The sequence below is a fragment of the Pseudomonas sp. R25(2017) genome, from assembly GCF_002112565.1.
Classification (GTDB): Bacteria; Pseudomonadota; Gammaproteobacteria; order Pseudomonadales; family Pseudomonadaceae; genus Aquipseudomonas; species Aquipseudomonas ekonensis.
Map to the genome: position 1 here is coordinate 82,941 of NZ_NEHZ01000008.1, position 26,068 is coordinate 109,008.

Annotated in this window: 24 protein-coding genes; 16 read left to right on the forward strand and 8 right to left on the reverse strand. The window is 64.3% G+C overall.

The genetic code is table 11. From position 1 onward, the window contains the following. Window positions 1-39 precede the first annotated feature (39 nt). Window positions 40-852, forward strand: a complete 813-nt coding sequence (gene tcdA / locus CAG31_RS12295; RefSeq protein ID WP_085581356.1) for a tRNA cyclic N6-threonylcarbamoyladenosine(37) synthase TcdA — start codon at window positions 40-42, stop codon at window positions 850-852. Window positions 853-946: 94 nt separating this feature from the next. Here the strand turns inward: tcdA and CAG31_RS12300 are convergent, their stop codons facing one another. The 4 genes from CAG31_RS12300 to CAG31_RS12315 all read right to left on the reverse strand — a co-directional run bounded on the left by CAG31_RS12300 (window position 947) and on the right by CAG31_RS12315 (window position 4,053). Beyond that, entirely contained in the window at window positions 947-1,351 is a 405-nt protein-coding gene (locus tag CAG31_RS12300; RefSeq protein WP_085581358.1) for a SufE family protein, read from the reverse strand. Next, window positions 1,348-2,553, reverse strand: a complete 1,206-nt coding sequence (locus CAG31_RS12305; RefSeq protein ID WP_085581360.1) for an aminotransferase class V-fold PLP-dependent enzyme — start codon at window positions 2,551-2,553, stop codon at window positions 1,348-1,350. Before CAG31_RS12305 ends, CAG31_RS12300 begins: the two co-directional genes overlap by 4 nt. 70 nt (window positions 2,554-2,623) lie before the next feature. Continuing rightward, complete coding sequence (gene dapD / locus CAG31_RS12310; protein WP_085581362.1) at window positions 2,624-3,658, reverse strand: 2,3,4,5-tetrahydropyridine-2,6-dicarboxylate N-succinyltransferase; 1,035 nt, start codon at window positions 3,656-3,658, stop codon at window positions 2,624-2,626. 32 nt (window positions 3,659-3,690) lie between these two features. Beyond that, entirely contained in the window at window positions 3,691-4,053 is a 363-nt protein-coding gene (locus CAG31_RS12315) for an ArsC family reductase (protein ID WP_085581364.1), read from the reverse strand. A 272-nt stretch (window positions 4,054-4,325) separates the two neighbouring features. On the opposite strand from CAG31_RS12315, the gene CAG31_RS12320 reads away from it, so the two are divergent. After that, on the forward strand, window positions 4,326-5,957 hold the full coding sequence (locus CAG31_RS12320; RefSeq protein WP_085581366.1) for a Na+/H+ antiporter: 1,632 nt from the start codon (window positions 4,326-4,328) through the stop codon (window positions 5,955-5,957). Window positions 5,958-5,984: 27 nt separating this feature from the next. On the opposite strand, the gene CAG31_RS12325 is transcribed toward CAG31_RS12320, so the two are convergent. From CAG31_RS12325 to map, 4 genes are all read right to left on the reverse strand, one after another. Continuing rightward, on the reverse strand, window positions 5,985-6,731 hold the full coding sequence (locus CAG31_RS12325) for a peptidase M12 (protein WP_085581368.1): 747 nt from the start codon (window positions 6,729-6,731) through the stop codon (window positions 5,985-5,987). Window positions 6,732-6,886: 155 nt separating this feature from the next. After that, on the reverse strand, window positions 6,887-8,086 hold the full coding sequence (gene dapC / locus CAG31_RS12330; protein WP_085581370.1) for a succinyldiaminopimelate transaminase: 1,200 nt from the start codon (window positions 8,084-8,086) through the stop codon (window positions 6,887-6,889). A gap of 61 nt (window positions 8,087-8,147) precedes the next feature. Next, entirely contained in the window at window positions 8,148-10,850 is a 2,703-nt protein-coding gene (locus CAG31_RS12335; RefSeq protein ID WP_085581373.1) for a [protein-PII] uridylyltransferase, read from the reverse strand. A gap of 40 nt (window positions 10,851-10,890) precedes the next feature. Next, the gene (gene map, locus CAG31_RS12340) at window positions 10,891-11,673 is read right to left on the reverse strand and encodes a type I methionyl aminopeptidase (protein WP_085581375.1); all 783 of its coding nucleotides are present in this window, start codon (window positions 11,671-11,673) and stop codon (window positions 10,891-10,893) included. Between the two features lie 373 nt (window positions 11,674-12,046). On the opposite strand from map, the gene rpsB reads away from it, so the two are divergent. The 14 genes from rpsB to lpxB all read left to right on the forward strand — a co-directional run bounded on the left by rpsB (window position 12,047) and on the right by lpxB (window position 26,060). After that, window positions 12,047-12,784 (forward strand): 30S ribosomal protein S2, encoded by a 738-nt coding sequence (gene rpsB, locus CAG31_RS12345; protein WP_085581377.1) that lies wholly within the window; start codon window positions 12,047-12,049, stop codon window positions 12,782-12,784. A 205-nt stretch (window positions 12,785-12,989) separates the two neighbouring features. Beyond that, window positions 12,990-13,853, forward strand: a complete 864-nt coding sequence (gene tsf / locus CAG31_RS12350; protein ID WP_085581379.1) for a translation elongation factor Ts — start codon at window positions 12,990-12,992, stop codon at window positions 13,851-13,853. Between the two features lie 212 nt (window positions 13,854-14,065). Beyond that, window positions 14,066-14,809 carry a UMP kinase gene (gene pyrH / locus CAG31_RS12355; protein ID WP_011332683.1) on the forward strand — a complete coding sequence of 248 codons (744 nt, stop codon included), beginning with the start codon at window positions 14,066-14,068 and terminating at the stop codon, window positions 14,807-14,809. After that, window positions 14,806-15,363 carry a ribosome recycling factor gene (gene frr, locus CAG31_RS12360; RefSeq protein ID WP_085581381.1) on the forward strand — a complete coding sequence of 186 codons (558 nt, stop codon included), beginning with the start codon at window positions 14,806-14,808 and terminating at the stop codon, window positions 15,361-15,363. The genes pyrH and frr overlap by 4 nt, the downstream gene beginning before the upstream one ends. Before the next feature lie 17 nt (window positions 15,364-15,380). Next, complete coding sequence (gene uppS, locus CAG31_RS12365) at window positions 15,381-16,136, forward strand: polyprenyl diphosphate synthase (protein WP_085581383.1); 756 nt, start codon at window positions 15,381-15,383, stop codon at window positions 16,134-16,136. Then, window positions 16,136-16,942, forward strand: coding sequence for a phosphatidate cytidylyltransferase (locus CAG31_RS12370; protein WP_085581385.1), 807 nt, complete (start codon window positions 16,136-16,138; stop codon window positions 16,940-16,942). The genes uppS and CAG31_RS12370 overlap by 1 nt, the downstream gene beginning before the upstream one ends. Continuing rightward, entirely contained in the window at window positions 16,939-18,129 is a 1,191-nt protein-coding gene (gene ispC, locus CAG31_RS12375) for a 1-deoxy-D-xylulose-5-phosphate reductoisomerase (RefSeq protein WP_085581387.1), read from the forward strand. Before CAG31_RS12370 ends, ispC begins: the two co-directional genes overlap by 4 nt. Before the next feature lie 53 nt (window positions 18,130-18,182). Beyond that, window positions 18,183-19,535, forward strand: a complete 1,353-nt coding sequence (gene rseP / locus CAG31_RS12380; RefSeq protein WP_085581389.1) for a sigma E protease regulator RseP — start codon at window positions 18,183-18,185, stop codon at window positions 19,533-19,535. A 74-nt stretch (window positions 19,536-19,609) separates the two neighbouring features. Further along, complete coding sequence (gene bamA, locus CAG31_RS12385; RefSeq protein ID WP_085581391.1) at window positions 19,610-22,000, forward strand: outer membrane protein assembly factor BamA; 2,391 nt, start codon at window positions 19,610-19,612, stop codon at window positions 21,998-22,000. 45 nt (window positions 22,001-22,045) lie between these two features. Beyond that, on the forward strand, window positions 22,046-22,549 hold the full coding sequence (locus tag CAG31_RS12390) for an OmpH family outer membrane protein (protein ID WP_003222140.1): 504 nt from the start codon (window positions 22,046-22,048) through the stop codon (window positions 22,547-22,549). Between the two features lie 3 nt (window positions 22,550-22,552). Continuing rightward, window positions 22,553-23,608: a UDP-3-O-(3-hydroxymyristoyl)glucosamine N-acyltransferase gene (lpxD, locus tag CAG31_RS12395; protein ID WP_085581393.1), complete on the forward strand. Its 1,056-nt coding sequence runs from the start codon at window positions 22,553-22,555 to the stop codon at window positions 23,606-23,608. A 105-nt stretch (window positions 23,609-23,713) separates the two neighbouring features. Next, entirely contained in the window at window positions 23,714-24,154 is a 441-nt protein-coding gene (fabZ, locus tag CAG31_RS12400) for a 3-hydroxyacyl-ACP dehydratase FabZ (RefSeq protein WP_085581395.1), read from the forward strand. Then, window positions 24,151-24,927: an acyl-ACP--UDP-N-acetylglucosamine O-acyltransferase gene (gene lpxA, locus CAG31_RS12405; protein ID WP_085581397.1), complete on the forward strand. Its 777-nt coding sequence runs from the start codon at window positions 24,151-24,153 to the stop codon at window positions 24,925-24,927. Before fabZ ends, lpxA begins: the two co-directional genes overlap by 4 nt. Window positions 24,928-24,929: 2 nt before the next feature. Beyond that, on the forward strand, window positions 24,930-26,060 hold the full coding sequence (gene lpxB, locus CAG31_RS12410) for a lipid-A-disaccharide synthase (protein ID WP_085581399.1): 1,131 nt from the start codon (window positions 24,930-24,932) through the stop codon (window positions 26,058-26,060). Window positions 26,061-26,068: the final 8 nt, after the last annotated feature.

A 26,068-nucleotide genomic window follows, 5' to 3' on the forward strand; every position in this document is an offset into this window, starting at 1 on the left:
GGTCGTCCATAATGCGCGCCGGTTTTTGGGGTAACGGTCATGAGCACAGAAGATCCGCGGTTTGCAGGCATCGCCCGTTTGTACGGCATTGAAGGTTTGGCGCGTCTGCGGGCGGCCCATGTGGCGGTCGTCGGCATCGGCGGCGTCGGTTCCTGGGCGGCGGAAGCCATCGCCCGCTGCGGGGTGGGCGAGATCTCGCTGTTCGACCTGGACGACGTCTGCGTGAGCAACGCCAACCGTCAGTTGCATGCGCTGGACAGCACCGTCGGCAAGCCCAAGGTCGAGGTGATGGCCGAGCGCGTGCGCGGCATCAACCCGGCCTGCACGGTGCACCCGGTGGCCGACTTCGTCACCCGCGACACCATGGCCGACTACATCACGCCGGACATCGACTGCGTGATCGACTGCATCGACAGCGTCAACGCCAAGGCCGCGCTGATCGCCTGGTGCAAGCGCCGCAAGATCCAGATCATCACCACCGGCGGCGCGGGCGGGCAGATCGACCCGACCCAGATCCAGGTCGTGGATCTCAACCGCACCTACAACGACCCGCTGGCCTCGAAGGTGCGCTCCACGTTGCGCCGCGACTACGGCTTTTCCCGCACGCCGAACCGCCATTACAGCGTACCGTGCGTGTATTCCACCGAGCAGCTGCGCTATCCGAAGCCGGACGGCAGCATTTGCCTGCAGAAGCGCTTTGTCGGCGACGGCGTGAAGCTGGACTGCGCCGGCGGGTTCGGGGCGGTGATGATGGTGACGGCGACGTTCGGCATGGTCGCGGCGACCAAGGCGGTGGACAAGATCGTCGCGGGCGTGCGGCGGCCTTCGGACCGGGCCAAGCCTCAGGCTTGACCGGGGCAAGCCCGCTCCCGCAGTGATCCGGGGCGACAGCAGGCGCTGCATCCAACCGAGATCCCGGTGGGAGCCAGCCTGCTGGCGATGGCGCTCAGCCGGCCAGCGCGTTCATCCGCTGGAGCACCGCGTTCAGGCCATTGCTGCGCGACGGTGACAGTTGGCGCGACAGCCCCAGCTGATCGAACCAGTCCGGCAGATCCACCTGGCGCAGTTCGGCCGCCGTCAGCCCGTTCACCCGCACCAGCAGCAGCGCCACCAGCCCGCGGATCAACCGCGCATCGCTGGCGGCCGCGAATTGCCAGCGCCCGTCGTGAAGTTCTCCCACCAGCCACATTTGGCTTTCGCAGCCGTGCACCCGGTTGGCGTCGCACTTGTCGGCGTCATCCAGAGGGGCGAGACGGTCGCCGAACTGCATCAGCAGGCGCGCCCGCTGCTCCCAGCCGGCGGCGCCCTGAAAGATCCGCAGGGCTTCGGCGGCTTCGCTCGGCAGGCTCACCGCAACAGCTCCAGCGCCTGGTCCAGCGCTTCGAAGAAGCGTTCCAGATCCTCTGAATCGTTGTACAGCGCCAGCGACACGCGGATCGCCCCGGCCAGTTCGAAGCGCTTGAGCAGCGGCATGGCGCAGTGATGACCGGCGCGCACGGCAATGCCTTGCTCGGTCAGCAGATGCGCCAGATCGGCGTTGTGCACGCCGTCCACCACAAAACTCGCCAGCGCCAGTTGCGGCCGGCCCAGCAGGCGGATGCCGTTGCGCGCCGCCAGGCCTTTGAGCAGGTAGTCGTGCAGCGCCGCCTCGTGGGCGGACACGGCGTCCTGATCCAGGCCGGCCAGGTAGTCGAGGGTCGCGCCCAGGCCGATCACGCTGGCGATCGGCGGCGTGCCGGCCTCGAAGCCCAGTGGTGCCGGGCGAAAGCGCGAGTCGTGGTAATGGGCTTCGAGCACCATTTCGCCGCCGAACTGCCACGGCCGCAAGCGCTCAAGCGCCGCGTTGCGCCCGAACAGCGCGCCGAGGCCGTCGGGCCCGTACAGCTTGTGGCTGGAAAACACATAGAAGTCGCAGCCCAGCGCCTGCACGTCGTGGCGACCGTGCACCACGCCTTGGGCGCCGTCGACCACGGTCAGGGCGTCGTGCACTTTGGCCATGGCGAGCAGGGCGGGCAACGGTTGCCAGGCACCGAGCACGTTGGACAACTGACTGACCGCCAGCAGACGGGTGCGCGGGCCGATCAGGTGCACCGCTTGCGCAAGATCGATCAGGCCGTCGGCGTCCAGCGGCAGGATCACCAGCTTCAGGTCGCGGCGGCGGGCCAGTTGCTGCCACGGCAGCAGGTTGGCGTGATGCTCCAGGGCGCTGACGACGATTTCGTCTCCCGCAGAGAAAAGGTGTTCCAGGCCATAGGCCAGGAGATTCAGCGCGCTGGTGGCGCCGTGGGTGAAGATGATCTGCCCGCTGTCGCCGGCGTTGAGCCATTGCGCCACCTTCAGGCGGGTGTCTTCGAACGCCTGTGTGGCATGGGCGCCGGGCAGGTGTTGCGCGCGGTGCACGTTGGCGGCGCCGTTGGCGTAGTAATGCGCCAGCGCGTCGAGCAGGGCCTGGGGCTTTTGCGTGGTGGCGGCGTTGTCCAGGTAGGTCTGGCCTTGCCGTTGCAGGGCGGCGATGGCCGGGAAGTCGGCACGCCAGGGGGAGGGAATCATCATGTCGTTCGGCCTATGCACAAGACCTGTGGGGGCGGGCAAGCCCGCTCCCACAGGTTGGACGATGTGCCGCTTAGTTGTGGGCGTGCAGCGCTTCGTTCAGTTCGATGGCCGATTTGTGGGTCTTGCACTCCACGGCACCGGTTTCCGAATTGCGGCGGAACAGCAGGTCGGTCTGGCCGGCCAGGTCACGGGCCTTGACCACCTTGACCAACTGGTTGTTCTCGTCCAGCAGCGCGACCTTGGTGCCGGCGGTCACGTACAGGCCCGACTCGACGGTGTTGCGGTCGCCCAGCGGGATGCCGATGCCGGCGTTGGCGCCGATCAGGCAGCCTTCGCCGACCTTGATCACAATGTTGCCGCCGCCCGACAGGGTGCCCATGGTCGAGCAGCCGCCGCCCAGGTCCGAACCCTTGCCGACGAACACGCCGGCGGACACGCGGCCTTCGATCATGCCCGGGCCTTCGGTGCCGGCGTTGAAGTTGACGAAGCCTTCGTGCATCACGGTGGTGCCTTCGCCCACGTAGGCGCCCAGGCGCAGGCGGGCGGCGTCAGCGATGCGCACGCCGGCCGGCACGACGTAGTCGGTCATTTTCGGGAACTTGTCCACCGAGAACACTTCCAGCAGCTCGCCGCGCAGGCGGGCTTCGAGCTGCAGTTCGGCCAGTTCGCTCAGGTCGATGGCGCCCTGGCTGGTCCAGGCCACGTTCGGCAGCAGCGGGAAGATGCCGGCCAGGCTCACGCCGTGCGGCTTCACCAGGCGGTGGGACAGCAGGTGCAGCTTCAGGTAGGCCTCAGGGGTGGAGGTCAGCTGGGTGTCTTCGGCCAGCAGGGTGGCGACCAGCGGCTTGTGGCTTTCGGCCAGGCGGGTCAGCAGCTTGGCCTGCGCGGCGTCGACGCCCTTCACGGCTTCGGCCAGTTGCGCGGCCTGGGCGGTGGTGAAGGCGATGGCCTGGTTGCCTTCGGTGTAGCCCAGGATCGGCGCGACGGCGGCGACCAGCTCGGCCGACGGCTTGAGCAGCGGCTGGGCGTAGAACACTTCCAGCCAGGCGCCGTCACGGTTTTGGGTGCCGACGCCGAAGGCCAGGCTGAACAGGGAGTTGGACATGTGAATACCTCTATCGAATGGGGACGGGCCGCTTACTTGAGCGCTGCCGCGTAGGTATCTGGCTTGAAGCCAATCAGGGTTCGGTCACCGAGATCGAGCACCGGGCGCTTGATCATCGAGGGTTGGGCGAGCATCAGTTCGATGGCCTTCGGCTGGTCGAGATCGGCTTTCTGTTCGTCGTCGAGCTTGCGGAAGGTCGTGCCCGCGCGGTTCAGCACGGTTTGCCAGCCATGTTCGTCGCACCATTGGGTCAGGTGCTCACGGTCGATGCCGGCGGTCTTGTAGTCGTGGAAGTCGTAGCTGACAGCGTGTTCATCGAGCCAGGTGCGCGCCTTTTTCATGGTGTCGCAGGCTTTGATGCCGAAAAGGTGCAACGTTTTGCTTGAAACGGTCAAGGAATCGCCCCCTTTACAGGTGCTGGAGAAAAATGGTGTCGGATTATGCCATGACCGGACGGCATCGCGGCGGCCGTGGTCGATTTACTCGCCGGAATCTTGATCGGGCCTGTGGGGCCGCTGTCTGGTTTGGCCGGGTGAGGCCATCACCAGCAGGCTGGCGCCCGCAGAAGGGCCGATCGAGGCTGTGCGACATAGGTGCAACGGTCATCCGGAGCCTATGCGGCTAATATGGCAGTTCATCGCTGTCGATCGCCTGAGACATCCGCTTTATGCAAACCGCCTACACCGTCCTGATCCTGTTGATGCTGGTCAGCGTCTCGCGCCTGGTCGGACGGGTCGTCCCCTTGCCGCTGCCGCTGGTGCAGATCGCCGCCGGGGCCTTGCTGGCCTGGCCGACGCTGGGGCTGCATGTCGCCCTCGATCCTGAACTGTTCCTGTTCCTGTTTTTGCCGCCGCTGCTGTTTTCCGATGGCTGGCGCATGCCCAAGCGGGCGTTCTGGCACTTGCGCGGCCCGATCCTGACGCTGGCGGTGGGGCTGGTGCTGTTCACCGTCGTCGGGGCGGGCTACTTCATCCATTGGCTGCTGCCGGACATCCCGTTGCCGGTGGCCTTCGCCCTGGCGGCCGTGCTGTCGCCCACCGATGCGGTGGCGGTGTCCGCCATCTCCCAGAACCGCCTGCCGACTCCGTTGATGCACGTCCTGCAGGGCGAGGCGCTGATGAACGACGCCTCGGGCCTGGTGACGTTCAAGTTCGCCCTGGTGGCGGCGGTCACCGGCGCGTTTTCGCTGGCCGGCGCGAGCCTGACATTCGTGCTGGTGGCGGCGGGAGGCCTGCTGGTCGGCGTGGCGCTGAGCTGGCTGGTCGGCCGGCTGCGGGCGTGGATGATCGCCCGCGGCTGGGACGATCCGGCGACCCATGTGGTGTTCATGCTGCTGTTGCCGTTCGCCGCTTACGTGCTTGCCGAACGCCTGGGCGCTTCGGGCATCCTCTCGGCCGTCGCGGCCGGCATGATGCAGAGCTGGCTCGACTTGCTGCCGCGCCAGACCAGCACCCGGCTGCTCAACCGCAGCGTCTGGTCGCTGTTGGAGTTCGCCTTCAACGGCCTGATTTTCCTGCTGCTGGGCCTGCAGTTGCCGGACATCGTCAAGGCGGTGGTCAGTCATGAGCCGACGTTGTGGCCCGCGTTGTTCTACCGTGGCCTCGAAGTGCTGGCGATCTTCCTGACGCTGGTGCTGCTGCGCTTCGTCTGGGTGCAGAGCATCTGGCGCCTGTCTGTGCTGTTGCGCCGTCTGCGCGGCAAGGGCGACCTGACGCAGGTGCCGACGGCGCGTTCCTGCTGGCTGCTGACGGTGGGCGGGGTGCGCGGGGCGGTGACGTTGGCGGGTGTGATGTCGGTGCCGATGCTGATGGGCGCGCAAGCGTTTCCGGAGCGGGACTTGCTGATCTTCATCGCCGCTGGGGTGATCCTGCTGTCGCTGATTGCGGCCTGCATCGCGCTGCCGCTGCTGCTTCGGGGCGTCGAGAAGAGCCCGGACGACAAGCGCCGCCAGGAAGTCCGCGAGGCCTGGCGCAAGACCGCCGAGGCGGCGATCCATGCGCTGGAGACCGAAGAGGCCAACCCGCAGGACGCCGCCGAGGCCGCCCTGGCGGTGGAGCTCAAGGCACGGATCATGTCCGAGTACCGCCATCAGCTGGAGGTGTTCAACGATTCGGCCGAAGCCCAGGCGCTGGCTTTCCAGATGGATCTGCTGGAGCGTCGCCTGCGCCTGAAGGCGCTGCGGGCGCAGCGTCTGACGCTTTACAGCCTGAGCCGTCACCACCAGATCGGTGATGACGTGCTGCGAGAAGTGCTGGCGGACCTTGATCTGAGCGAGGCGAACCTAGGGCAGGTCAAGTGAGCGGAGGCCCCGGAAAGGGCCGGGTGCTCAGCGGGTTTGCCGGGGCTGCTTCGGGTACATCAGCCGCATCATCTTCTTGTCCTTTTTGCTGATCTTGCGGTTGATCGGGTTTTCCCAGTCCCCCAGCGTCAGTTCGTTCGAGACCGGGTGATGCATGATTGACCGGCGGTCGTAGTCAGTGTGGATCGCCACCGGCGTGCTGAAGGTTTTGAACAGGTTCAGGTCGACCTGCTTGCGGGTCAGCGGGTTCATCTCGCGGTTCTGGTAAAACGCGTACACCTTGGGTTTGTCCCAGGGGATTTTGGCCTGCGGATGCAGGTGTTCGTGCATCGCGCCCAGGGCATGGCCGAACTCATGGGTGACGATCACGTCGAAGTCCGGATGGTCGGGCGTCACGCCCAGGTTCATGGTGGGCCAGTCGGGATGGACGAGCAGCGCGTCGGTGCCGAGCATCGAGCTGTTGTTGTTGTTCTTCGTCGCGATGCGGATATCGCCCTGCACGCCTTCGACGAAATCGAACGTCAGGTTGATGTACGGCAGCCAGCGGCTGGCGGCGCTGATGATTCTCTGTTTGCGCTCGGGGTCGGGCGCGTCGATGAAGGCGATCGTCAGGGTTCGGCCGTTGGCCCAGAGTTTCGAATAGTCGATCAGCGAACGCTTGCGGCGTCCGCCGCTGGCGGTGCCGGCGTTGGCGGGGTTTTCGTTGATGGCGGTGTCATGGGCGGCCTGGTCGTCCGGCCATTGCACGAGCCTGCAATCCTGCAATTGATTCATGGGGGCTTCATCCTTGAAGTGGAGGGGGCGATGCGCAAGTCGATGCGCGGGGCAAGAGTAACCTGCCTTCCTGCACTAAAAGGTGTCCGCGCCGTGCGCAGGTGTTTCCCGATATGAAAAGTCACCGTGCCAGCATGGCTGGCACGGTGTCGGGCTCACTGTCGACGGGTGATGAACGCGCGGATCCGTTCGGCGGCCTCGACGCACTCCGCCAGCGGTGCCACCAGCGCCATGCGCACACGGCCGGCCCCAGGGTTGACGCCGTCGGCGTCGCGGGACAGGTACGAACCCGGCACCACGGTCACGTGCTCCTGTTCGAACAGGTCGCGGCAGAACGCCGCGTCGTCGCCGTTCACGTTCGGCCACAGGTAGAAGCTGCCGTCGGGGCGCTGCACGTCCATCACCGGGCTGAGGATCGCCAGCACGGCGTCGAACTTCTCGCGGTACAGCGCACGGTTGGCGCGCACGTGCACTTCGTCGTTCCAGGCGGCGACGCTGGCCAGTTGGGTCTGCACCGGCATCGCGCAGCCGTGGTAGGTGCGGTACAGCAGGAAGCCCTTGAGGACGTCGGCGTCCCCGGCGACGAAGCCCGAGCGCAGCCCCGGCAGGTTCGAGCGCTTGGACAGGCTGTGGAACACCACGCAGCGCTTGAAGTCCTTGCGGCCCAGCTCGGCGCAGGCGGTCAGCAGGCCCGGCGGCGGGGTCTGTTCGTCGAAGTACAGTTCGCTGTAGCACTCGTCGGCGGCGATCACGAAATCATGCTCGTCAGCCAGGGCGATCAGTTTTTTGAGGGTGTCGAGGGGGATCAGCGCGCCGGTCGGGTTGCCCGGCGAGCACAGGAACAGAATCTGGCAGCGTTTCCAGATGTCCGGCGACACCGCGTCGAAGTCCGGGTTGAAGCCGTTTTCGTCCAGGCACGGCAGGTAGTGCGGCTTGGCCCCGGCCAGGAACGCCGCGCCTTCGTAGATCTGGTAGAACGGGTTCGGGCTGACCACCAGCGCGTCGTCACCGCGGTTGACCACGGTCTGGGTGAAGGCGAACAGCGCCTCGCGGGTGCCGTTGACCGGCAGCACGTTGCGCGCCGGGTCGATCCAGCCGCCCGGCACGTTGAAGCGGCGTTCGCACCAGGCGGCGATGGCTTCGCGCAGGGCCGGGATGCCGAGGGTGGTCGGGTACACCGCCATCTGCTCCAGGTTGCTGGCCAGCGCCTCGGCGACAAAGCTCGGCGAGCGGTGTTTCGGCTCGCCGATCGACAGGGCGATCGGGCGCTTGTCCGGGTTCGGCGTGACGCTGCCGAGCAAGGCGCGGAGCTTTTCGAACGGGTAGGGCTGCAACTGGTTCAGGGCGTTGTTCATGAAGGGTCTCGTGCTGTGCGGGAGCGGGCGAGCCCGCTCCCGCAAGGGGAAAATAGTCGGGTCAGATGCTGATGCGCGACAGCTTGATGTCGGGCTCCTGGTTGACGCTCAGTTGCTCGACGATCGCATCCTGCAATCGGCTGCACAGCAGCGGGTCGGACAACGGCTGGTTGTGCGCGTCGGTGATGAAGAACACGTCTTCCACCCGCTCGCCCAGGGTGGCGATCTTGGCGTTCTGCAGCGACAGGTCGAACTCCAGGAAAATCCCGCCGACCCGCGCCAGCAGGCCCGGCCGGTCCGGTGCCGTGAGCTCCAGCACCGTCACCGGACGCTGGGCGTCGTTGTGGATCGTCACCTGCGGCGCAAACGCGAAATGCTTGAGCTGGCGCGGCACCCGGCGCTGGATGATCGTCGGGTAGTCGTCAGGGTTGCGCAGGGCCTCCGTCAGCCCGTCGCGGATCTGCTTGACCCGCAGCGGGTTGTCGCCGATCGAGTCGCCGTCGGTGTCGAGCACGATGTAGGTGTCGAGGGTGAACTGGCTGCTGGAGGTGATGATCCGGGCGTCGTGGATGTTCAGGTTGAGCTGATCCATCGCCGCCACCGTCACGGCGAAGAAGTCGTGCTGGTCCGGCGCATAGATGAAGATCTGCGTGCCGCCTTCGAACTCGCGCTGGGTGGTCTCCTTGATCAGCACCAGCGGGCCGCCGTCGGCCGGTTGCTGGAGGATCGCGTCGCTGTGCCAGGCCACGTCGCCGGCGGTGTGGCGCAGGAAGTAGTCGTCGCCCAGCTGCGCCCACAATTGCTCGACGTCGTCCGGGTCGGTGCCGCCGCGCACCAGGATGTCCAGCGCGGCGCTCTGGGTCTGGCGGATCTGCTCCTCGCGATCCACCGGGTTTTCCAGGCCGCGGCGCAGCGCACGCTTGGTTTCGGTGTAGAGCTGGCGCAGCAGGCTGGCGCGCCAGGAGTTCCACAGGGTCGGGTTGGTGGCGTTGATGTCGGCCACGGTCAGCACGTAGAGATAATCCAGGCGGGTCTCGTCGCCGACGGTCTGGGCGAAGTCGTGGATCACCTGCGGGTCGGACAGGTCCTTGCGCTGGGCGGTGGTGGACATCACCAGGTGGTTCTGCACCAGCCACACGATCAGGCGGGTGTCCCAGACCGGCAACTGGTGGCGCTGGCAGAAGGCCTCGGCGTCCACGGCGCCGATCTCGGAGTGGTCGCCGTGGCGGCCCTTGCCGATGTCGTGGTACAGGCCGGCCAGGTAGATCAGTTCGGGCTTGGGCAGCTTGCCCATGAGCTTGCTGGCCAGCGGGAATTTTTCCGACACCTGGGTGTACTGCAGTTTGCGCAGGTGCTTGATCAGGTTCAGCGTGTGGGCGTCCACGGTGTAGATGTGGAACAGGTCGTGCTGCATCTGCCCGACGATGAAGCCGAACTCCGGCAGGTAGCGCCCGAGGATGCCGTAGCGGTTCATCCGGCGCAGGTTGCGGTGGATGCCGATCTTGCACTTGAACAGCTCGATGAACAGGCTGGTGTTGCGGATGTCGTTGCGGAAATTGTCGTCGATCAGGTGCCGGTGTTCGCGCAGCAGGCGGATGGTGTCGGCCCGCACGCCCTTGATTTCCGGCTGCTGGGCCATCAGCACGAAGATCTCGAGCATGGCGAACGGCGTGCGGCGGAACACGTTTTCGCTGCGGGCCTCGATGTAGCCGTCGTGCAGCTGGAACCGTGCGTTGATCGGCTGCGGCGGGGCTTCGTCCTCCGGCGCGAGGATGACTTCCTCGAAGTGCTGGATGATCAGGTCGCTGAGCTGGGCGATGCTCATCACCACGCGGAAATACTGCTGCATGAAGTTTTCGACGGCTTGCTTGGCGTCGTCGCCTTCAAAACCCAGCAGCGTGGCGATCGAGCGCTGATGGTCGAACAGCAGGCGATCCTCGGCGCGGCCGGCCAGCATGTGCAGGGCATAGCGCACCTTCCAGAGGAACTCCTGGGACGAGGCGAGCAAGGCGTTTTCGCTCTCCACCAGAAAGCCTTCGCCGGCCAGCGCCCGCAGGTTCAGGGTGCCGTACTGGCGCCGGGCGACCCAGAGGATCGTCTGGATGTCCCGCAGCCCGCCGGGCGAGCCTTTGACGTTGGGCTCCAGGTTGTACTCGGTGTCGTTGTACTTGTGGTGGCGGGCCTTCTGCTCGGCGCGCTTGGCCAGGAAGAAGTCCTTGCTCGGCCACATGTGGGCGGTGCTGGTGACGTCCAGCATCCGCTGGCGCAGGCGCTCGGGGCCGCAGATGGTGCGGCTTTCCATCAGGTTGGTGACGACCGTGAGGTCGGCGCGGGCCTCTTCGGCGCATTCGTCCACCGAGCGCACGCTCTGGCCGACCTCCAGGCCGATGTCCCAGAGCAGGGTCAGGAAGCGCTCGATGGAGTCGCGGAAGATCTCATGGTCGGCGCTGTCCAGCAGGATCAGCAGATCGATGTCGGAATAGGGGTGCAGCTCGCCTCGGCCGTAGCCGCCGACCGCCACCAGCGCGATGTCGGCGTCGTCGCTCCAGTTGAACTGCTCCCAGGCCTTTTGCAGGATGTTGTCGACGAACCAGGCGCGGTCTTCGATCAGCCGGCGGATGTCGCGGCCGTTGCGAAAACGCGTGTCGAGCACCTCGTGGGCCTGGCGGATGGCCTTCTTGAATGCCGCGATGGGACTCGCTTTCAGGGCCAGTTCAGCCTGGAACTGGCCGCGGTCGAAGAGTTCGGGATCCACCTGCGGCATCGGTTGGCTTTCCTTCTATAGGCTGGGAGCGGTGTCTGGGTCAGGCCGATACGCGCGGGATCGTGTCGTCGCTGCGCAGGGTGAAGATCTCGTAGCCGGTTTCAGTGACCAGCAGGGTGTGTTCCCACTGCGCCGAGAGCTTGCGGTCCTTGGTGATGGCGGTCCAGCCGTCGCCCAGCACCTTGGTATCGGCCTTGCCCTGGTTGATCATCGGCTCGATGGTAAAGGTCATGCCGGCCTGCAGCTCCATGCCGGTGCCGGCGCGGCCGTAGTGCAGGATCTGCGGCTCTTCATGGAACACCTTGCCGATGCCGTGGCCGCAGAACTCGCGCACCACCGAGAAGCCGTTCTTCTCGGCGTGCTTCTGGATGATTTCGCCGATGTCGCCGAGGCGGCAGCCGGGCTTGACGATCTCGATCGCCTTGTACATGCATTCCTGGGTGACCTGGGACAGGCGTTCGGCCCAGACCGGCACGGTGCCGACGTGGAACATGCGGCTGGTGTCGCCGTGGTAGCCGTCCTTGATCACCGTGACGTCGATGTTCAGGGTGTCGCCGTTCTTCAGCGGCTTGTCGTTGGGGATGCCGTGGCAGACCACGTGGTTGATCGAGGTGCAGATCGACTTCGGGTAGCCCTTGTAGTTGAGCGGGGCGGGGATGGCCTGCTGCACGTTGACGATGTAGTCGTGGCAGATCTGGTTCAGCTCATCGGTGGTGATGCCCGGCTTTACGTGCTCGGCGATCATTTCCAGCACGTCGGCGGCCAGTTTGCCGGCGACACGCATGCCAGCGATGTCCTCGGGGGTTTTGAGGTTGACGGTCATACAGGCTCTCTCTGCGCCCGGCGGCGCTTGCAGATACGGATAGGACGGCAGGCGTTCAGGCTGCGGCCCTGAAAAACGCGATTCTAACAGACGAAAGGCGCAAATCCGCGTCTGTGTGCATCGCGTCCGTCCGTACAATGCCGTGCCAGGGCGGATCCGCGGCGCGCTTCCCTCATGTCCCTGATGCGAATGCAGATTCCGGGTTCCGTTTGCGCCCTCCTTGTGATATAAAATGCGCCGCTTTCCGGGGATAGCCCCGAAAGCATTAACCCACACACGTGTCGACACGATGACCTGGGTGCCCTTGATCCTCGGATCGGCGGTTGGTCATTGGGATGCGTGGAGGCCCAACCCGACTTATCAAGGAACTATCATGTCCCAAGTCAACATGCGCGATATGCTGAAGGCCGGTGTGCACTTCGGTCACCAAACCCGTTACTGGAACCCGAAAATGGGCAAGTACATTTTCGGCGCGCGCAACAAGATCCACATCATCAACCTTGAAAAAACCCTGCCGATGTTCAACGAAGCACTGACCTTCGTAGAGCGCCTGGCCCAGGGCAAAAACAAGATTCTGTTCGTCGGCACCAAGCGTTCCGCCGGCAAGATCGTCGCCGAGCAAGCAGCACGCTGCGGTTCGCCGTACGTCGATCACCGCTGGTTGGGCGGCATGCTGACCAACTTCAAGACCATCCGTGCTTCCATCAAGCGTCTGCGTGACCTCGAAGTTCAAGCCGAAGACGGCACCTTCGCCAAGCTGACCAAGAAAGAAGCGCTGATGCGCACCCGTGACCTCGAGAAGCTGGACCGCTCCCTGGGCGGCATCAAGGACATGGGCGGCCTGCCGGACGCTCTGTTCGTGATCGACGTCGACCACGAGCGCATCGCGATCACCGAAGCCAACAAGCTGGGCATCCCGGTCATCGGCGTAGTCGATACCAACAGCAGCCCGGAAGGCGTTGACTACATCATCCCAGGCAACGACGACGCCATCCGCGCGATCGAGCTGTACATGGGTTCGATGGCTGACGCCGTTATCCGTGGCCGCAACAACGTTGCTGGCGGCACCGAAGTCTTCGCTGAAGAAGCTCCGGCGGCTGCAGCTGAGTAATTGACGCCCTGGCGTTGACTCAGTAAGCAAAAAGGGGGCTTGGCCCCCTTTTTGCCACCTCGAAAACCATTTGTCGGCGCCCGCTTGTGGCAGCGCCCGCCCTGCATCTGTAACGTGCAGCGGCTATACAAGGTGGTTCGGGAAGAATTGAACGCCCGTTCAGTCGGGTGGAATGGTTGAAAACCTATCCAAGAGGAATTTGAAAATGGCAGCAATTACTGCAGCGTTGGTCAAAGAACTGCGCGAGCGCACCGGCGAAGGCATGATGGATTGCAAGAAAGCCCTGGAAAAGGCTGGCGGCGACATCGAGAAAGCCATTGATGACATGCGTGCTTCGGGCGCCATCAAGGCTGCCAAGAAAGCAGGCAACATCGCTGCCGAAGGCGCCATCGCCGTGAAGACCGACGGTAAATCCGCCGTTCTGCTGGAAGTGAACTCGCAGACCGACTTCCTGGCCCTGCAGGACGACTTCAAGAACTTCGTCGCCGAAAGCCTGGAAGAAGCCTTCGCCCAGAAGCTGACCGACGCCGCTCCGCTGATCGCATCCCGTGAAGCCGCCCGTGAAGCCCTGGTCGCCAAGTGCGGCGAAAACGTCAACATCCGTCGCCTGGCGCGCGTTGAGGGTGACGTTGTCGGTGCTTACCTGCACGGCAACAAGATCGGCGCTACCGTCGTTCTGAAAGGCGGCGACATCGAGCTGGCCAAGAACATCGCCATGCACGTTGCCGCTTCGAACCCAGAGTTCCTGCTGCCGTCGGAAGTGTCGGCCGAAGCCATCGAGCGCGAAAAAGGCGTTTTCCTGCAGCTGAACGCCGACAAGATCGCGGGCAAGCCGGAAAACATCGTCGAGAACATGATCAAAGGTCGTATCTCGAAGTTCCTGGCCGAAGCCTCGCTGGTCGAGCAAGCGTTCGTCATGAACCCGGAAGTCAAGGTCGGCGAACTGGCCAAGAAAGCCGGCGCTGAAATCGTTTCCTTCACCTACTTCAAAGTGGGCGAAGGCATCGAGAAGCCAGTCGACAACTTCGCTGAAGAAGTTGCCGCACAAGTGGCTGCCGCCAAGCAGTAAGACGGTTTTTCAACTGTCGCCCGAAAGAGGCTGCCCGCTCACGCGCGCAGCCTCTTTTCAGATACGGTGACCGATTTTTTAATTGGTTTCCGCTTGGAACTGACTTACAAAGCCATGTTCCGATGGCGCTGAAGCAGCGCCAAGCTAGAGTGAAGCGCCAGCTGCAAACAGCTCGCAAAGAATTTTTAAATACGCCGCAGGAGAGATTCGCAATGGCTCAGCAGGGCAGTGGTTATCAGGCTCGCTATAAACGCATTCTACTCAAGCTCAGCGGCGAGGCCCTGATGGGCTCGGAAGAGTTCGGGATCGACCCGAAGGTGCTGGACCGCATGGCGCTGGAAGTCGGCCAGCTGGTCGGCATCGGTGTTCAGGTCGGTCTGGTGATCGGCGGCGGCAACCTGTTTCGCGGCGAAGCCCTGAGCAAGGCCGGCATGGACCGCGTCACGGGCGACCACATGGGCATGCTGGCCACTGTGATGAACGCCCTGGCCATGCGCGATGCGCTGGAACGTGCCAATATCTCGGCCATCGTGATGTCCGCCATTTCCATGGTCGGCGTGACCGATCACTATGATCGCCGCAAGGCCATGCGCCACCTGAACTCCAAGGACGTCGTGATTTTCGCCGCCGGCACCGGCAATCCGTTCTTCACCACGGATTCGGCAGCCTGCCTGCGAGCCATCGAAATCGACGCCGACGTCGTGCTCAAGGCGACCAAGGTCGATGGCGTCTACACCGCAGACCCGTTCAAAGACCCGCATGCCGAGAAGTTCGATCATCTGACCTACGATGAAGTGCTGGATCGCAAGCTGGGTGTGATGGATCTGACGGCCATTTGCCTGTGCCGCGACCACAAGATGCCGCTGCGTGTATTCAACATGAACAAGCCCGGCGCCCTGCTGAACATCGTGCATGGCGGCGCCGAAGGAACCCTGATCGAGGAAGTTCAACAATGATCAACGAAATCAAGAAAGACGCCCAGGCGCGCATGCAGAAGTCCCTGGAGTCCCTGGCGCACGCGTTCGGCCAGATCCGCACCGGCAAGGCCCACCCGAGCATCCTGGGCAGCGTGATGGTGCCTTACTACGGCGCCGACACCCCGCTGAGCGGTGTGGCCAACGTGACCGTGAAGGACAGCCAGACCCTGCAGGTGGTGCCGTTCGAGCGCAACATGCTCGGCGCCATCGACAAGGCCATCGGCAGCGCCGGCCTCAACCTCAACCCGACCAACCTTGGCGAGTTGCTGCTGATCAAGATGGCGCCGCTGACCGAAGAGACCCGCAAGGGCTTCACCAAGCAGGCGCGCGCCGCGGCCGAAGATGCCCGCGTCGCCGTGCGCAACATCCGTCGTGACGCCCTGGGCGAGCTGAAGAAGCTGTCCAAGGACAAGGAAATCAGCGAAGACGAAGAGCGTCGCGCCGGTGCCGACATCGACAAGCTGATCAAGGACTTCGAAGGTCAGATCGCCAAGGCGACCGAAGAAAAAGAAAAGGATCTGATGGCCGTATAAAGGGTCAGGACGCCTTCATGGAAAAGACCAAGCAGACTGCGCCGTCCGCGGTGCCGCGCCATGTCGCGATCATCATGGATGGCAACAACCGCTGGGCGAAGAAACGCTTCATGCCCGGCGTCGCCGGGCACAAGGCGGGCGTGGATGCCGTGCGTGCGGTGATAGAAGTGTGCGCCGAGGCCAAGGTCGAGGTGCTGACGCTGTTTGCCTTCTCCAGCGAGAACTGGCAGCGCCCGGCCGATGAGGTCAGCGCCTTGATGGATCTGTTCTTCAAGGCGTTGCGTCGTGAGGCCAAGCGCCTCAACGACAACAACATCAGCCTGCGCATCATCGGCGACCGTTCGCGCTTCCACCCTGAGCTTCAGGCGGCGATGCGCGAAGCCGAGGCGATGACCGCCGGCGCCAACCGCTTTGTCCTGCAGATCGCCGCCAACTACGGCGGCCAGTGGGACATCGCGCAGGCTGCGCAGCGTCTTGCCCGTGAGGTGCAGGCCGGTCACCTGCGGCCGGACGACATCACGCCGGACCTGTTGCAGGCGTGCCTGGCCACCGGCGACCTGCCGTTGCCGGACCTGTGCATCCGCACCGGCGGCGAACACCGCATCAGCAACTTCCTGCTCTGGCAGCTCGCTTACGCCGAGCTGTATTTCTCCGACCTGTTCTGGCCGGACTTCAAACACGATGCCATGCGCAACGCGCTGGCCGATTTCGCTTCGCGCCAGCGCCGCTTCGGTAAAACGAGCGAGCAGGTCGAAGCCGGAGCCCGGGTTTAATGCTTAAACAACGAATCATCACCGCACTGATCTTGCTGCCGATCGCGTTGGGCGGTTTCTTTCTGCTCGAAGGATCCGGTTTTGCGTTGTTCATCGGGCTGGTCGTGAGTCTCGGCGCGTGGGAATGGGCGCGTCTGGCGGGCTTCGGCGCGCAGTCGTTCCGCGTAGGCTACGCCGCCGTGGTGGCGTTGATGCTGTTCGTCATGTACATCCTGCCCGGCCTTGCGCCCTGGGTGCTCGGCGCTTCGGTGCTGTGGTGGGCGGTGGCCACGTATCTGGTGCTGACCTACCCGCAATCCAGCGGGCATTGGGCCAGCGCGGCGTGCAAGCTGGTCATCGGCTTCCTGATCCTGCTGCCCGCCTGGCAAGGGCTGGTGCAGATCAAGCAGTACCCGCTGGGCAACTGGCTGATCATGGCGGTGATGGTGCTGGTGTGGGGCGCCGACATCGGCGCCTACTTCTCCGGCCGGGCCTTCGGCAAGCGCAAGCTGGCGCCGCAGGTCAGCCCGGGCAAGAGCTGGGAGGGCGTCTACGGCGGCCTCGCCTTGAGCCTGGCGATCACCGTGCTGGTCGGCTTCGTGCGCGACTGGACCGTGGCGCAGCTGTTCAAGGGCTTGATCGGGGCGGCCGTGATCGTGTTCGTTTCGGTGGTGGGCGACCTCACCGAAAGCATGTTCAAGCGCCAGTCCGGCATCAAGGACAGCAGTAACCTGCTGCCGGGGCACGGCGGTGTCCTGGACCGCATCGACAGCCTGACCGCAGCGATCCCGCTGTTCGCCGTGATGCTGTGGATGGCCGCACCGTGAGCCGGCCGCAGCAGATCACCGTACTGGGGGCGACCGGTTCCATCGGTCTGAGCACCCTGGATGTCATCGCGCGCCATCCTGACCGTTACCGGGCGTTCGCCCTGAGTGGGTTCAGCCGCCTGAGCGAGCTGCTCGCCCTGTGCGTGCGTCATGTACCGCAATTCGCGGTCGTGCCTGAGGCTCAGGCTGCGCGCCACCTGCAGGACGACCTGCGCGCCGCCGGCCTGCCGACCCGCGTGCTGGTGGGGGAGGAGGGGCTGTGCCAGGTGGCTGCAGCTCCCGAAGTGGACGCCGTGATGGCGGCGATCGTCGGCGCGGCCGGGCTGCGCCCGACCCTGGCGGCCGTCGAGGCGGGCAAGAAAATCCTGCTGGCAAACAAGGAGGCGCTGGTGATGTCCGGCGCCTTGTTCATGCAGGCGGTGCGCAAGAGCGGTTCGGCGCTGCTGCCGATCGACAGCGAGCACAATGCGATTTTCCAATGCATGCCGCAGGACTTCTCCCGCGGATTGAGCCATGTCGGTGTCCGTCGGATTCTTCTGACGGCCTCCGGCGGCCCTTTCCGGCAGACGCCGATGGCTGACTTGGCGCATGTTTCACCTGAGCAGGCGTGTGCCCACCCGAACTGGTCCATGGGGCGCAAGATTTCGGTGGATTCGGCCAGCATGATGAACAAGGGCCTAGAGCTGATCGAAGCCTGCTGGCTGTTCGATGCCAAGCCCTCCCAGGTCGAGGTGGTCATCCATCCGCAGAGCGTGATCCATTCGCTGGTCGATTATGTGGACGGTTCCGTGTTGGCGCAGTTGGGCAACCCGGACATGCGCACGCCGATCGCCAACGCACTGGCCTGGCCCGAGCGGATCGATTCGGGCGTGGCGCCGCTGGACCTGTTCGCGGTGGCGCGCCTGGACTTCGAGGCACCGGACGAGCAGCGCTTCCCTTGCCTGCGCCTGGCGCGCCAGGCGGCGGAAGCCGGCGACAGCGCCCCGGCGATGCTGAATGCGGCCAACGAAGTGGCGGTCGCGGCGTTTCTCGACGGACGGGTTCGCTACCTGGAAATCGCGAGTATCATCGAAGAAGTCTTGAATCTTCAGCCCGTGGTGGCGCTGGATGACCTGGACGCGGTATTCACGGCGGACGCGAAGGCACGGGCACTGGCCGGCCAATGGCTGAGCCGCCACGGCCGTTAGGCTGCGCCGTACTTGGCTTCACGCGGCACTGGACAGGAATGCGGAGAAAGTAGATGAGCGCGCTCTATATGATTGCCGGCACCCTGATCGCCCTCGGTGTGCTGGTCACCTTCCACGAGTTCGGCCACTTCTGGGTCGCGCGCCGCTGCGGCGTCAAGGTGCTGCGTTTTTCCGTCGGCTTCGGCATGCCCCTGCTGCGCTGGCACGACCGGCACGGCACGGAGTTCGTGGTGGCGGCCATTCCGCTGGGCGGTTACGTCAAGATGCTCGACGAGCGTGAAGGCGAGGTGCCGGCCGATCAGCTGCATCAGTCGTTCAACCGCAAGACCGTCCGTCAGCGCATCGCCATCGTCGCCGCCGGCCCGGTCGCCAACTTTCTCCTCGCTCTGGTGTTCTTCTGGGTCTTGGCCATGCTCGGCAGCGAGCAGGTGCGCCCGGTCATCGGCGCGGTCGAGTCCGGCAGCATGGCGGCCAAGGCCGGCCTGAGCCCCGGCCAGGAAATCATCGCCATCGACGGCGAACCGACGTCCGGCTGGGCGGCGGTCAATCTGCAGCTGGTGCGTCGTCTGGGCGAGAGCGGTTCCCTGCAGGTGATGGTGCGTGATCAGGGCTCCACGGCGGACTCGCCTCGCGAGCTGGCCTTGGACCACTGGCTCAAGGGCGCGGACGAACCTGACCCGATCCGTTCGCTGGGCATCCGCCCATGGCGCCCGGCGTTGCCGCCGGTGCTCGCCGAACTCGATCCGAAAGGCCCGGCCCAGGCGGCGGGGCTGAAGACCGGCGACCGCCTGTTGGCGCTCGACGGCCAGGCGCTGGACGACTGGCAGCAAGTGGTCGACACCGTCCGTACCCGCCCTGACGCTAAAGTCCTGCTGCGCATCGAGCGCGACGGTGCCCGGATCGACGTTCCGGTCACGCTGGCGGCCCGGGGCGAAAGCAAGTCGCCGAGCGGCTATCTGGGGGCAGGGGTGAAGGCGGTCGACTGGCCGCCGGAAATGATCCGTGAGGTCAGTTTCGGGCCGTTGGCGGCGATCGGCGAGGGTGCCCGCCGCACTTGGGCGATGAGTGTCCTGACGCTGGATTCCCTGAAGAAAATGCTCTTCGGCGAGCTCTCGGTAAAAAACTTGAGCGGACCGATAACCATTGCTAAAGTGGCGGGCGCTTCTGCCCAGTCGGGCGTTGCCGATTTCCTGAATTTCCTTGCTTATCTGAGTATTAGCCTGGGTGTTCTGAATTTGCTGCCCATTCCTGTACTGGATGGGGGGCATCTGTTGTTTTATCTGATCGAGTGGGCGCGTGGTCGCCCCTTGTCGGAGCGGGTACAAGGTTGGGGGATACAGATCGGTATCAGTTTGGTGGTTGGAGTGATGCTTCTCGCTCTGGTCAACGATCTGGGTCGTCTGTAACGCTTCGTTGAATTGCGAATCTGCCGCATTTTGCGGCAGTTTCTTTATTGCCAGTTGGAATAAGAAAGGACTTCATGAAACGTCTGCTGCTAACTGCGGTTCTCACCGTATTGATGATCGCCGAAGTTCACGCCGAGTCCTTCACTATCTCTGATATTCGTGTCAACGGCCTCCAGCGGGTTTCCGCAGGTAGCGTCTTTGGCGCGTTGCCGTTGAACGTCGGCGATCAGGCGGACGACCGTCGTCTGGTTGAGTCCACTCGTGCGCTGTTCAAAACCGGTTTCTTTCAAGATATCCAGCTGGGCCGCGAAGGCAACGTACTGGTGATCACGGTCGTCGAGCGTCCGTCCGTCGCCAGCATCGAGATCGAAGGCAACAAGGCGATCTCCACCGAAGACCTGATGAAAGGCCTCAAGCAGTCCGGCCTGGCCGAAGGCGAGATCTTCCAGCGCGCCACCCTCGAAGGCGTGCGCAACGAGCTGCAGCGTCAGTACGTCGCCCAGGGCCGCTACTCGGCGACCGTCGACACCGAAGTGGTGTCGCAGCCGCGCAACCGCGTCGGCCTGAAGGTGAAGATCAACGAAGGCACCGTGGCTGCCATCCAGCACATCAACGTGGTCGGCAACACCGTTTTCCCCGAGGAAGACCTGGTCGACCTGTTCGAGCTGAAAACCACCAACTGGCTGTCCTTCTTCAAGAACGACGACAAGTACGCCCGCGAAAAGCTCTCCGGTGACCTGGAGCGTCTGCGTTCCTACTACCTGGACCGCGGCTACATCAACATGGACATCGCTTCGACCCAGGTGTCCATCACCCCGGACAAGAAGCACGTCTACATCACCGTCAACGTGACCGAAGGCGAGAAGTACACCGTTCGCGACGTCAAGCTGAGCGGCGACCTGAAAGTACCTGAAGACCAGGTCAAGTCCCTGCTGCTGGTGCAGAAGGGCCAGGTGTTCTCGCGCAAGCTGATGACCACCACTTCCGAGCTGATCACCCGCCGTCTGGGCAACGAAGGCTACACCTTCGCCAACGTCAACGGCGTGCCTCAGCCCCATGACGACGATCACACCGTCGACATTCTGTTCGCCGTCGATCCGGGCAAGCGCGCCTACGTCAACCGCATCAACTTCCGTGGCAACACCAAGTCCGAGGACGAAGTGCTGCGTCGCGAAATGCGCCAGATGGAAGGCGGCTGGGCTTCGACCTACCTGATCGACCAGTCCAAGACCCGTCTGGAGCGCCTGGGCTTCTTCAAGGAAGTCAACGTCGAGACGCCGGCCGTGCCGGGCGTCGACGACCAGGTCGACGTGAACTACAGCGTCGAGGAGCAGGCTTCCGGTTCGATCACCGCCAGCGTGGGCTTCGCCCAGAGCGCCGGTCTGATCCTGGGCGGCTCCATCACCCAGAACAACTTCCTCGGTACCGGTAACCGCGTCAGCGTGGGCCTGACCCGCAGCGAATACCAGAGCCGCTACAACTTCGGCTACGTCGATCCCTACTGGACCGCCGACGGCGTGAGCCTGGGCTACAACGCCTTCTACCGTACCACCGACTACAAAGACCTCGACGTCGATGTGGCGAGCTATGCGGTGGACAGCCTGGGCGCCGGTGTGAACGTCGGCTACCCGATCAGCGAAACCTCGCGCTTGACCTTCGGCCTGTCGGCCCAGCAGGACAAGATCAAGACCGGTCAGTACACCGTCGACGAAATCTTCGACTTCGTGAACCGTGAAGGCGACAACTACCTGAACTTCAAGGCTTCGGCCGGCTGGTCCGAGTCGACCCTGAACAAGGGCGTGCTGCCGACCCGTGGCCGTTCCCAGAGCCTGACCCTGGAAACCACCATTCCGGGCAGCGACCTGTCGTTCTACAAGCTCGACTACCGCGGCCAGCTGTTCGCGCCGATCAGCGAAAACTACACGCTGCGCCTGCACACCGAACTGGGCTACGGCGACGGCTACGGCTCCACCGACGGCTTGCCGTTCTATGAAAACTACTATGCTGGTGGTTTCAACTCGGTTCGTGGCTTCAAGGACAGCACGCTGGGCCCGCGCAGTACGCCTAGCCGCGGTCAGGCCAAGACCGGCAACGTCGGCACGATCAACGACCCGGACCAGGATCCGCTGCCGTTCGGCGGCAACGTCCTGATCCAGGGCGGTGTGGAAGTCCTGTTCCCGCTGCCGTTCGTCAAGGATCAACGCTCCCTGCGCACCTCCGTGTTCTGGGACGTGGGTAACGTGTTTGACTCCAAGTGCGAGCAGACTCTCAACACCAACGGTGTCACGAAGTCCAACACGCAGTGCAACGACGTGAGCCTGAGCAACATGGCCAGTTCCGTCGGTGTCGGCGTGACCTGGGTGACCGCACTGGGCCCATTGAGCTTCGCGTTGGCCACGCCGGTGAAGAAACCGGATAACGCTGAAACCCAAGTGTTCCAATTCTCCCTCGGTCAGACGTTCTAAGCGTCTGACCCAAGATAACGACAATGGATTTTGTAGGAGTGCATCGTGCGTAAGTTGACTCAATTGGTTCTCCTGGCCTCCGTACTGGTGGCAGGCCCGGCATTTGCCGACATGAAGATCGCCGTCCTGAACTATCAGATGGCCCTGCTGGAATCCGACGCGGCCAAGAAGTACGCCGTGGACGCCGAGAAGAAGTTCGGCCCGCAGTTGACCAAGCTCAAGACCCTGGAAAGCAGCGCCAAGGGCATCCAGGACCGCCTGATGGCTGGCGGCGACAAGATGCAGCAAGGCGAGCGCGAGCGTCTGGAGCTGGAATTCAAGCAAAAGGCCCGTGACTTCCAGTTCCAGTCCAAGGAACTGAACGAAGCCAAGGCCGTCGCCGACCGCGAGATGCTCAAGCAGCTGAAGCCGAAGCTGGACAGCGCCGTGGAAGAAGTCATCAAGAAAGGTGGTTTTGACCTGGTGTTCGAGCGTGGCGCGGTCATCGACGTCAAACCTCAGTACGACATCACGCGCCAGGTCATCGAGCGCATGAACCAGCTGAAGTAACCCATGACCGTGACCATCAAGCTCGGCCAGCTGGCCGAGTTCCTCGGCGCCACCCTGCGTGGCGACCCGGAGAAGCAAATCACTGGGCTGGCCACCTTGCAGGAGGCCGGCCCAGCTCAATTGAGCTTCCTGGCCAATCCCCAATACCGCAAGTACCTCGCCGGCTCGCAGGCCGCAGCGCTGCTGCTCAAGGCCGCGGACGCCGAAGCGTTCGCCGGCGATGCGCTGGTGGTGCCGGATCCGTACCTGGCCTATGCCCGCCTGTCCCACCTGTTCGACCCGAAACCGAAAGCCGCCGCCGGGATCCATCCGACGGCCGTGATCGCGGCGGACGCGGTGGTCGATCCGAGCGCCAGCATCGGCCCCTTCGCGGTCGTCGAGTCGGGTGCCCGGATCGGTGCCGGCGTGACCCTCGGCGCGCATTGCGTGGTCGGCGCGCGCAGCGAGATCGGTGAAGGCGGCTGGCTCGCCCCGCGCGTGACGCTGTACCACGACGTGCGCATCGGCAAACGGGTGGTCATCCAGTCCGGTGCGGTGCTCGGCGGCGAGGGCTTCGGCTTCGCCAACGAGAAAGGCGTCTGGCAAAAGATCGCCCAGATCGGCGGCGTCACCGTCGGCGACGATGTGGAGATCGGCGTGAACACGGCCATCGACCGCGGCGCCCTGGCCGATACCGTGATCGGCAACGGCGTCAAGCTCGACAACCAGATCCAGATCGCCCACAACGTCCAGGTCGGCGACCACACCGCCATGGCGGCTTGCGTCGGCATCTCCGGCAGCACCAAGATCGGCAAGCATTGCATGCTGGCCGGCGGCGTCGGCTTGGTCGGGCACATCGACATCTGCGACAACGTTTTCCTGACCGGCATGACCATGGTCACCCACTCGATCACCGAGCCGGGTGCCTATTCGTCCGGTACAGCCATGCAACCGGCGGCCGAATGGCGCAAGAGCGCGGCCCGCATCCGGCAGCTCGATGACCTCGCGCGCCGCTTGAAACAGCTGGAAAAGCGCGTGGGGGAAGTGACCCCCGACGGTAATGCTTCATCAGATGGCTGATACCGCTTCCATATCAATCGCAGGCAGCCACCCGGCTGTCTGCTTGATCTGCTAGAGGCGTGCGCCACGTCGCACTCCCAATCTTTACATAGGCTTCCCCCCGAAATGATGGACATCAACGAGATTCGCGAATACCTGCCTCACCGTTACCCGTTCCTGCTGGTGGACCGGGTGGTGGATCTGGACACTGAAGGCAAGCGCATTCGCGCCTACAAGAATGTCAGCATCAACGAGCCGTTCTTCAATGGCCACTTCCCGGCGCATCCGATCATGCCGGGCGTGCTGATCATCGAAGCGATGGCCCAGGCTGCCGGGATCCTCGGTTTCAAAATGCTGGACGTCAAACCGGCCGACGGCACCCTCTACTACTTCGTCGGTTCCGACAAGCTGCGCTTCCGTCAGCCTGTGCTGCCGGGCGATCAGTTGATCCTCGAAGCCAAGTTCATCAGCTGCAAGCGCCAGATCTGGAAGTTCGACTGCCAAGCCTCTGTCGACGGCAAGCCGGTCTGCTCGGCGGAAATCATCTGCGCGGAACGCAAGCTATGAGTTTGATCGACCCTCGCGCAATCATCGACCCGACAGCCGTCCTGGCTGAAGGGGTCGAGGTCGGCCCGTGGTCGATCGTCGGCGCAGGTGTGGAAATCGGCGAGGGTACGGTGATCGGGCCTCATGTGGTCCTCAAGGGCCCGACCCGCATCGGCAAGCACAACCGGATCTACCAGTTTTCCTCGGTCGGCGAGGATACGCCGGACCTCAAGTACAAGGGTGAAGAGACCCGCCTCGTGATCGGTGACCACAACGTCATCCGCGAAGGCGTGACGATTCACCGCGGCACGGTGCAGGACCGCTCGGAAACCACGCTGGGCGACCACAACCTGATCATGGCCTATGCCCACATCGGCCATGACAGCGTGATCGGCAACCACTGCATCCTGGTCAACAACACCGCGCTGGCCGGCCATGTGCACGTCGACGACTGGGCGATCCTGTCCGGCTTCACGCTGGTGCACCAGTATTGCCACATCGGCGCGCACAGCTTCTCCGGCATGGGCACCGCGATCGGCAAGGACGTCCCGGCGTTCGTCACCGTGTTCGGCAACCCGGCCGAAGCGCGCAGCATGAACTTCGAAGGCATGCGTCGCCGCGGCTTCAGCGAGGATGCCATCCACGCTCTGCGCCGTGCCTACAAAACGGTGTACCGCCAGGGGCTGACCGTCGAGCAGGCACTGGCCGAACTGGCCGAACCTGCGGCCCAGTTCCCTGAAGTCGCCTTGTTCCGCGACTCCATCCAGTCTTCGAACCGCGGCATCACCCGCTGACCATGGCCAATCTGCGTATTGCGCTGGTGGCGGGCGAGGCTTCCGGCGACATTCTGGGCGCCGGCCTGATGCGCGCCCTCAAGGCCCGGCATCCGACGGCGGAGTTCATCGGCGTCGGCGGGCCGCTGATGCAGGCCGAAGGGCTGACCTCCGACTTTCCCATGGAGCGTCTGTCGGTCATGGGGCTGGTGGAGGTGCTCGGTCGGCTGCGCGAGCTGCTCAAGCGGCGCAAGCACCTGATCGAGACCCTGATCGAGCGCAAGCCGGACGTGTTCATCGGCATCGACGCCCCGGACTTCAACCTCAACATCGAACTCAAGCTGCGTCAGGCCGGGATCAAGACCGTGCACTACGTCAGCCCGTCGGTGTGGGCGTGGCGGCAGAAGCGCGTGCTGAAGATCCGCGAAGGCTGCGACCTGATGCTCACGCTGTTCCCGTTCGAAGCGAAATTCTACGAAGAAAAGGGCGTGCCGGTGCGGTTCGTCGGCCACTCGCTGGCCGACGCCATTCCGTTGCAGGCCGATCGTGGGGCGGCGCGGGCCGAGCTGGGCTTGCCCGACGGGCCGCTGGTCGCCCTGATGCCGGGCAGCCGCGGCGGCGAGGTCGGGCGCCTCGGCGCGCTGTTCCTCGACACCGCCCAGCGGCTGCGGGCCTTGCGCCCTGGCGTGCGTTTCGTGTTGCCCTGCGCCAGCCCCGAGCGGCGGGTGCAGATCGAAGCGCTGCTGGCCGGCCGCGACCTGCCGGTGACCCTGCTCGACGGCAAGTCCCACCTGGCCCTCGCCGCCTGCGACGCGGTGCTGATCGCTTCCGGCACGGCGACGCTGGAGGCGCTGCTGTACAAGCGGCCGATGGTGGTGGCCTACCGGTTGGCGCCGCTGACGTTCTGGATCCTCAAGCGCATGGTCAAGAGCCCTTACGTGTCCCTGCCGAACCTGCTGGCCCAGCGCCTTCTGGTGCCTGAGCTGCTGCAGGACGACGCAACGGTCGAGGCCCTGGCCCAGACGCTTTCCCCGCTGATCGACGGCGGCGAGGAACAGACCCGCGGCTTCGACGAGATCCACCGCACCCTGCGGCTGGACGCCTCCAACCAGGCCGCCGACGCGGTGCTGAACCTGATCGGTCAATCACGATGAGCAAGACA

Coding starts and splice junctions, on each gene's coding strand:
- tcdA (WP_085581356.1), top strand. CDS start 40: ATGAGCACAGAAGATCCGCGGTTTGCAGGCATCGCCCGTTTGTACGGC.
- CAG31_RS12305 (WP_085581360.1), bottom strand. CDS start 2,553: ATGATGATTCCCTCCCCCTGGCGTGCCGACTTCCCGGCCATCGCCGCC.
- dapD (WP_085581362.1), bottom strand. CDS start 3,658: ATGTCCAACTCCCTGTTCAGCCTGGCCTTCGGCGTCGGCACCCAAAAC.
- CAG31_RS12320 (WP_085581366.1), top strand. CDS start 4,326: ATGCAAACCGCCTACACCGTCCTGATCCTGTTGATGCTGGTCAGCGTC.
- CAG31_RS12325 (WP_085581368.1), bottom strand. CDS start 6,731: ATGAATCAATTGCAGGATTGCAGGCTCGTGCAATGGCCGGACGACCAG.
- dapC (WP_085581370.1), bottom strand. CDS start 8,086: ATGAACAACGCCCTGAACCAGTTGCAGCCCTACCCGTTCGAAAAGCTC.
- CAG31_RS12335 (WP_085581373.1), bottom strand. CDS start 10,850: ATGCCGCAGGTGGATCCCGAACTCTTCGACCGCGGCCAGTTCCAGGCT.
- map (WP_085581375.1), bottom strand. CDS start 11,673: ATGACCGTCAACCTCAAAACCCCCGAGGACATCGCTGGCATGCGTGTC.
- rpsB (WP_085581377.1), top strand. CDS start 12,047: ATGTCCCAAGTCAACATGCGCGATATGCTGAAGGCCGGTGTGCACTTC.
- tsf (WP_085581379.1), top strand. CDS start 12,990: ATGGCAGCAATTACTGCAGCGTTGGTCAAAGAACTGCGCGAGCGCACC.
- pyrH (WP_011332683.1), top strand. CDS start 14,066: ATGGCTCAGCAGGGCAGTGGTTATCAGGCTCGCTATAAACGCATTCTA.
- frr (WP_085581381.1), top strand. CDS start 14,806: ATGATCAACGAAATCAAGAAAGACGCCCAGGCGCGCATGCAGAAGTCC.
- uppS (WP_085581383.1), top strand. CDS start 15,381: ATGGAAAAGACCAAGCAGACTGCGCCGTCCGCGGTGCCGCGCCATGTC.
- CAG31_RS12370 (WP_085581385.1), top strand. CDS start 16,136: ATGCTTAAACAACGAATCATCACCGCACTGATCTTGCTGCCGATCGCG.
- rseP (WP_085581389.1), top strand. CDS start 18,183: ATGAGCGCGCTCTATATGATTGCCGGCACCCTGATCGCCCTCGGTGTG.
- bamA (WP_085581391.1), top strand. CDS start 19,610: ATGAAACGTCTGCTGCTAACTGCGGTTCTCACCGTATTGATGATCGCC.
- lpxD (WP_085581393.1), top strand. CDS start 22,553: ATGACCGTGACCATCAAGCTCGGCCAGCTGGCCGAGTTCCTCGGCGCC.
- fabZ (WP_085581395.1), top strand. CDS start 23,714: ATGATGGACATCAACGAGATTCGCGAATACCTGCCTCACCGTTACCCG.
- lpxA (WP_085581397.1), top strand. CDS start 24,151: ATGAGTTTGATCGACCCTCGCGCAATCATCGACCCGACAGCCGTCCTG.
- lpxB (WP_085581399.1), top strand. CDS start 24,930: ATGGCCAATCTGCGTATTGCGCTGGTGGCGGGCGAGGCTTCCGGCGAC.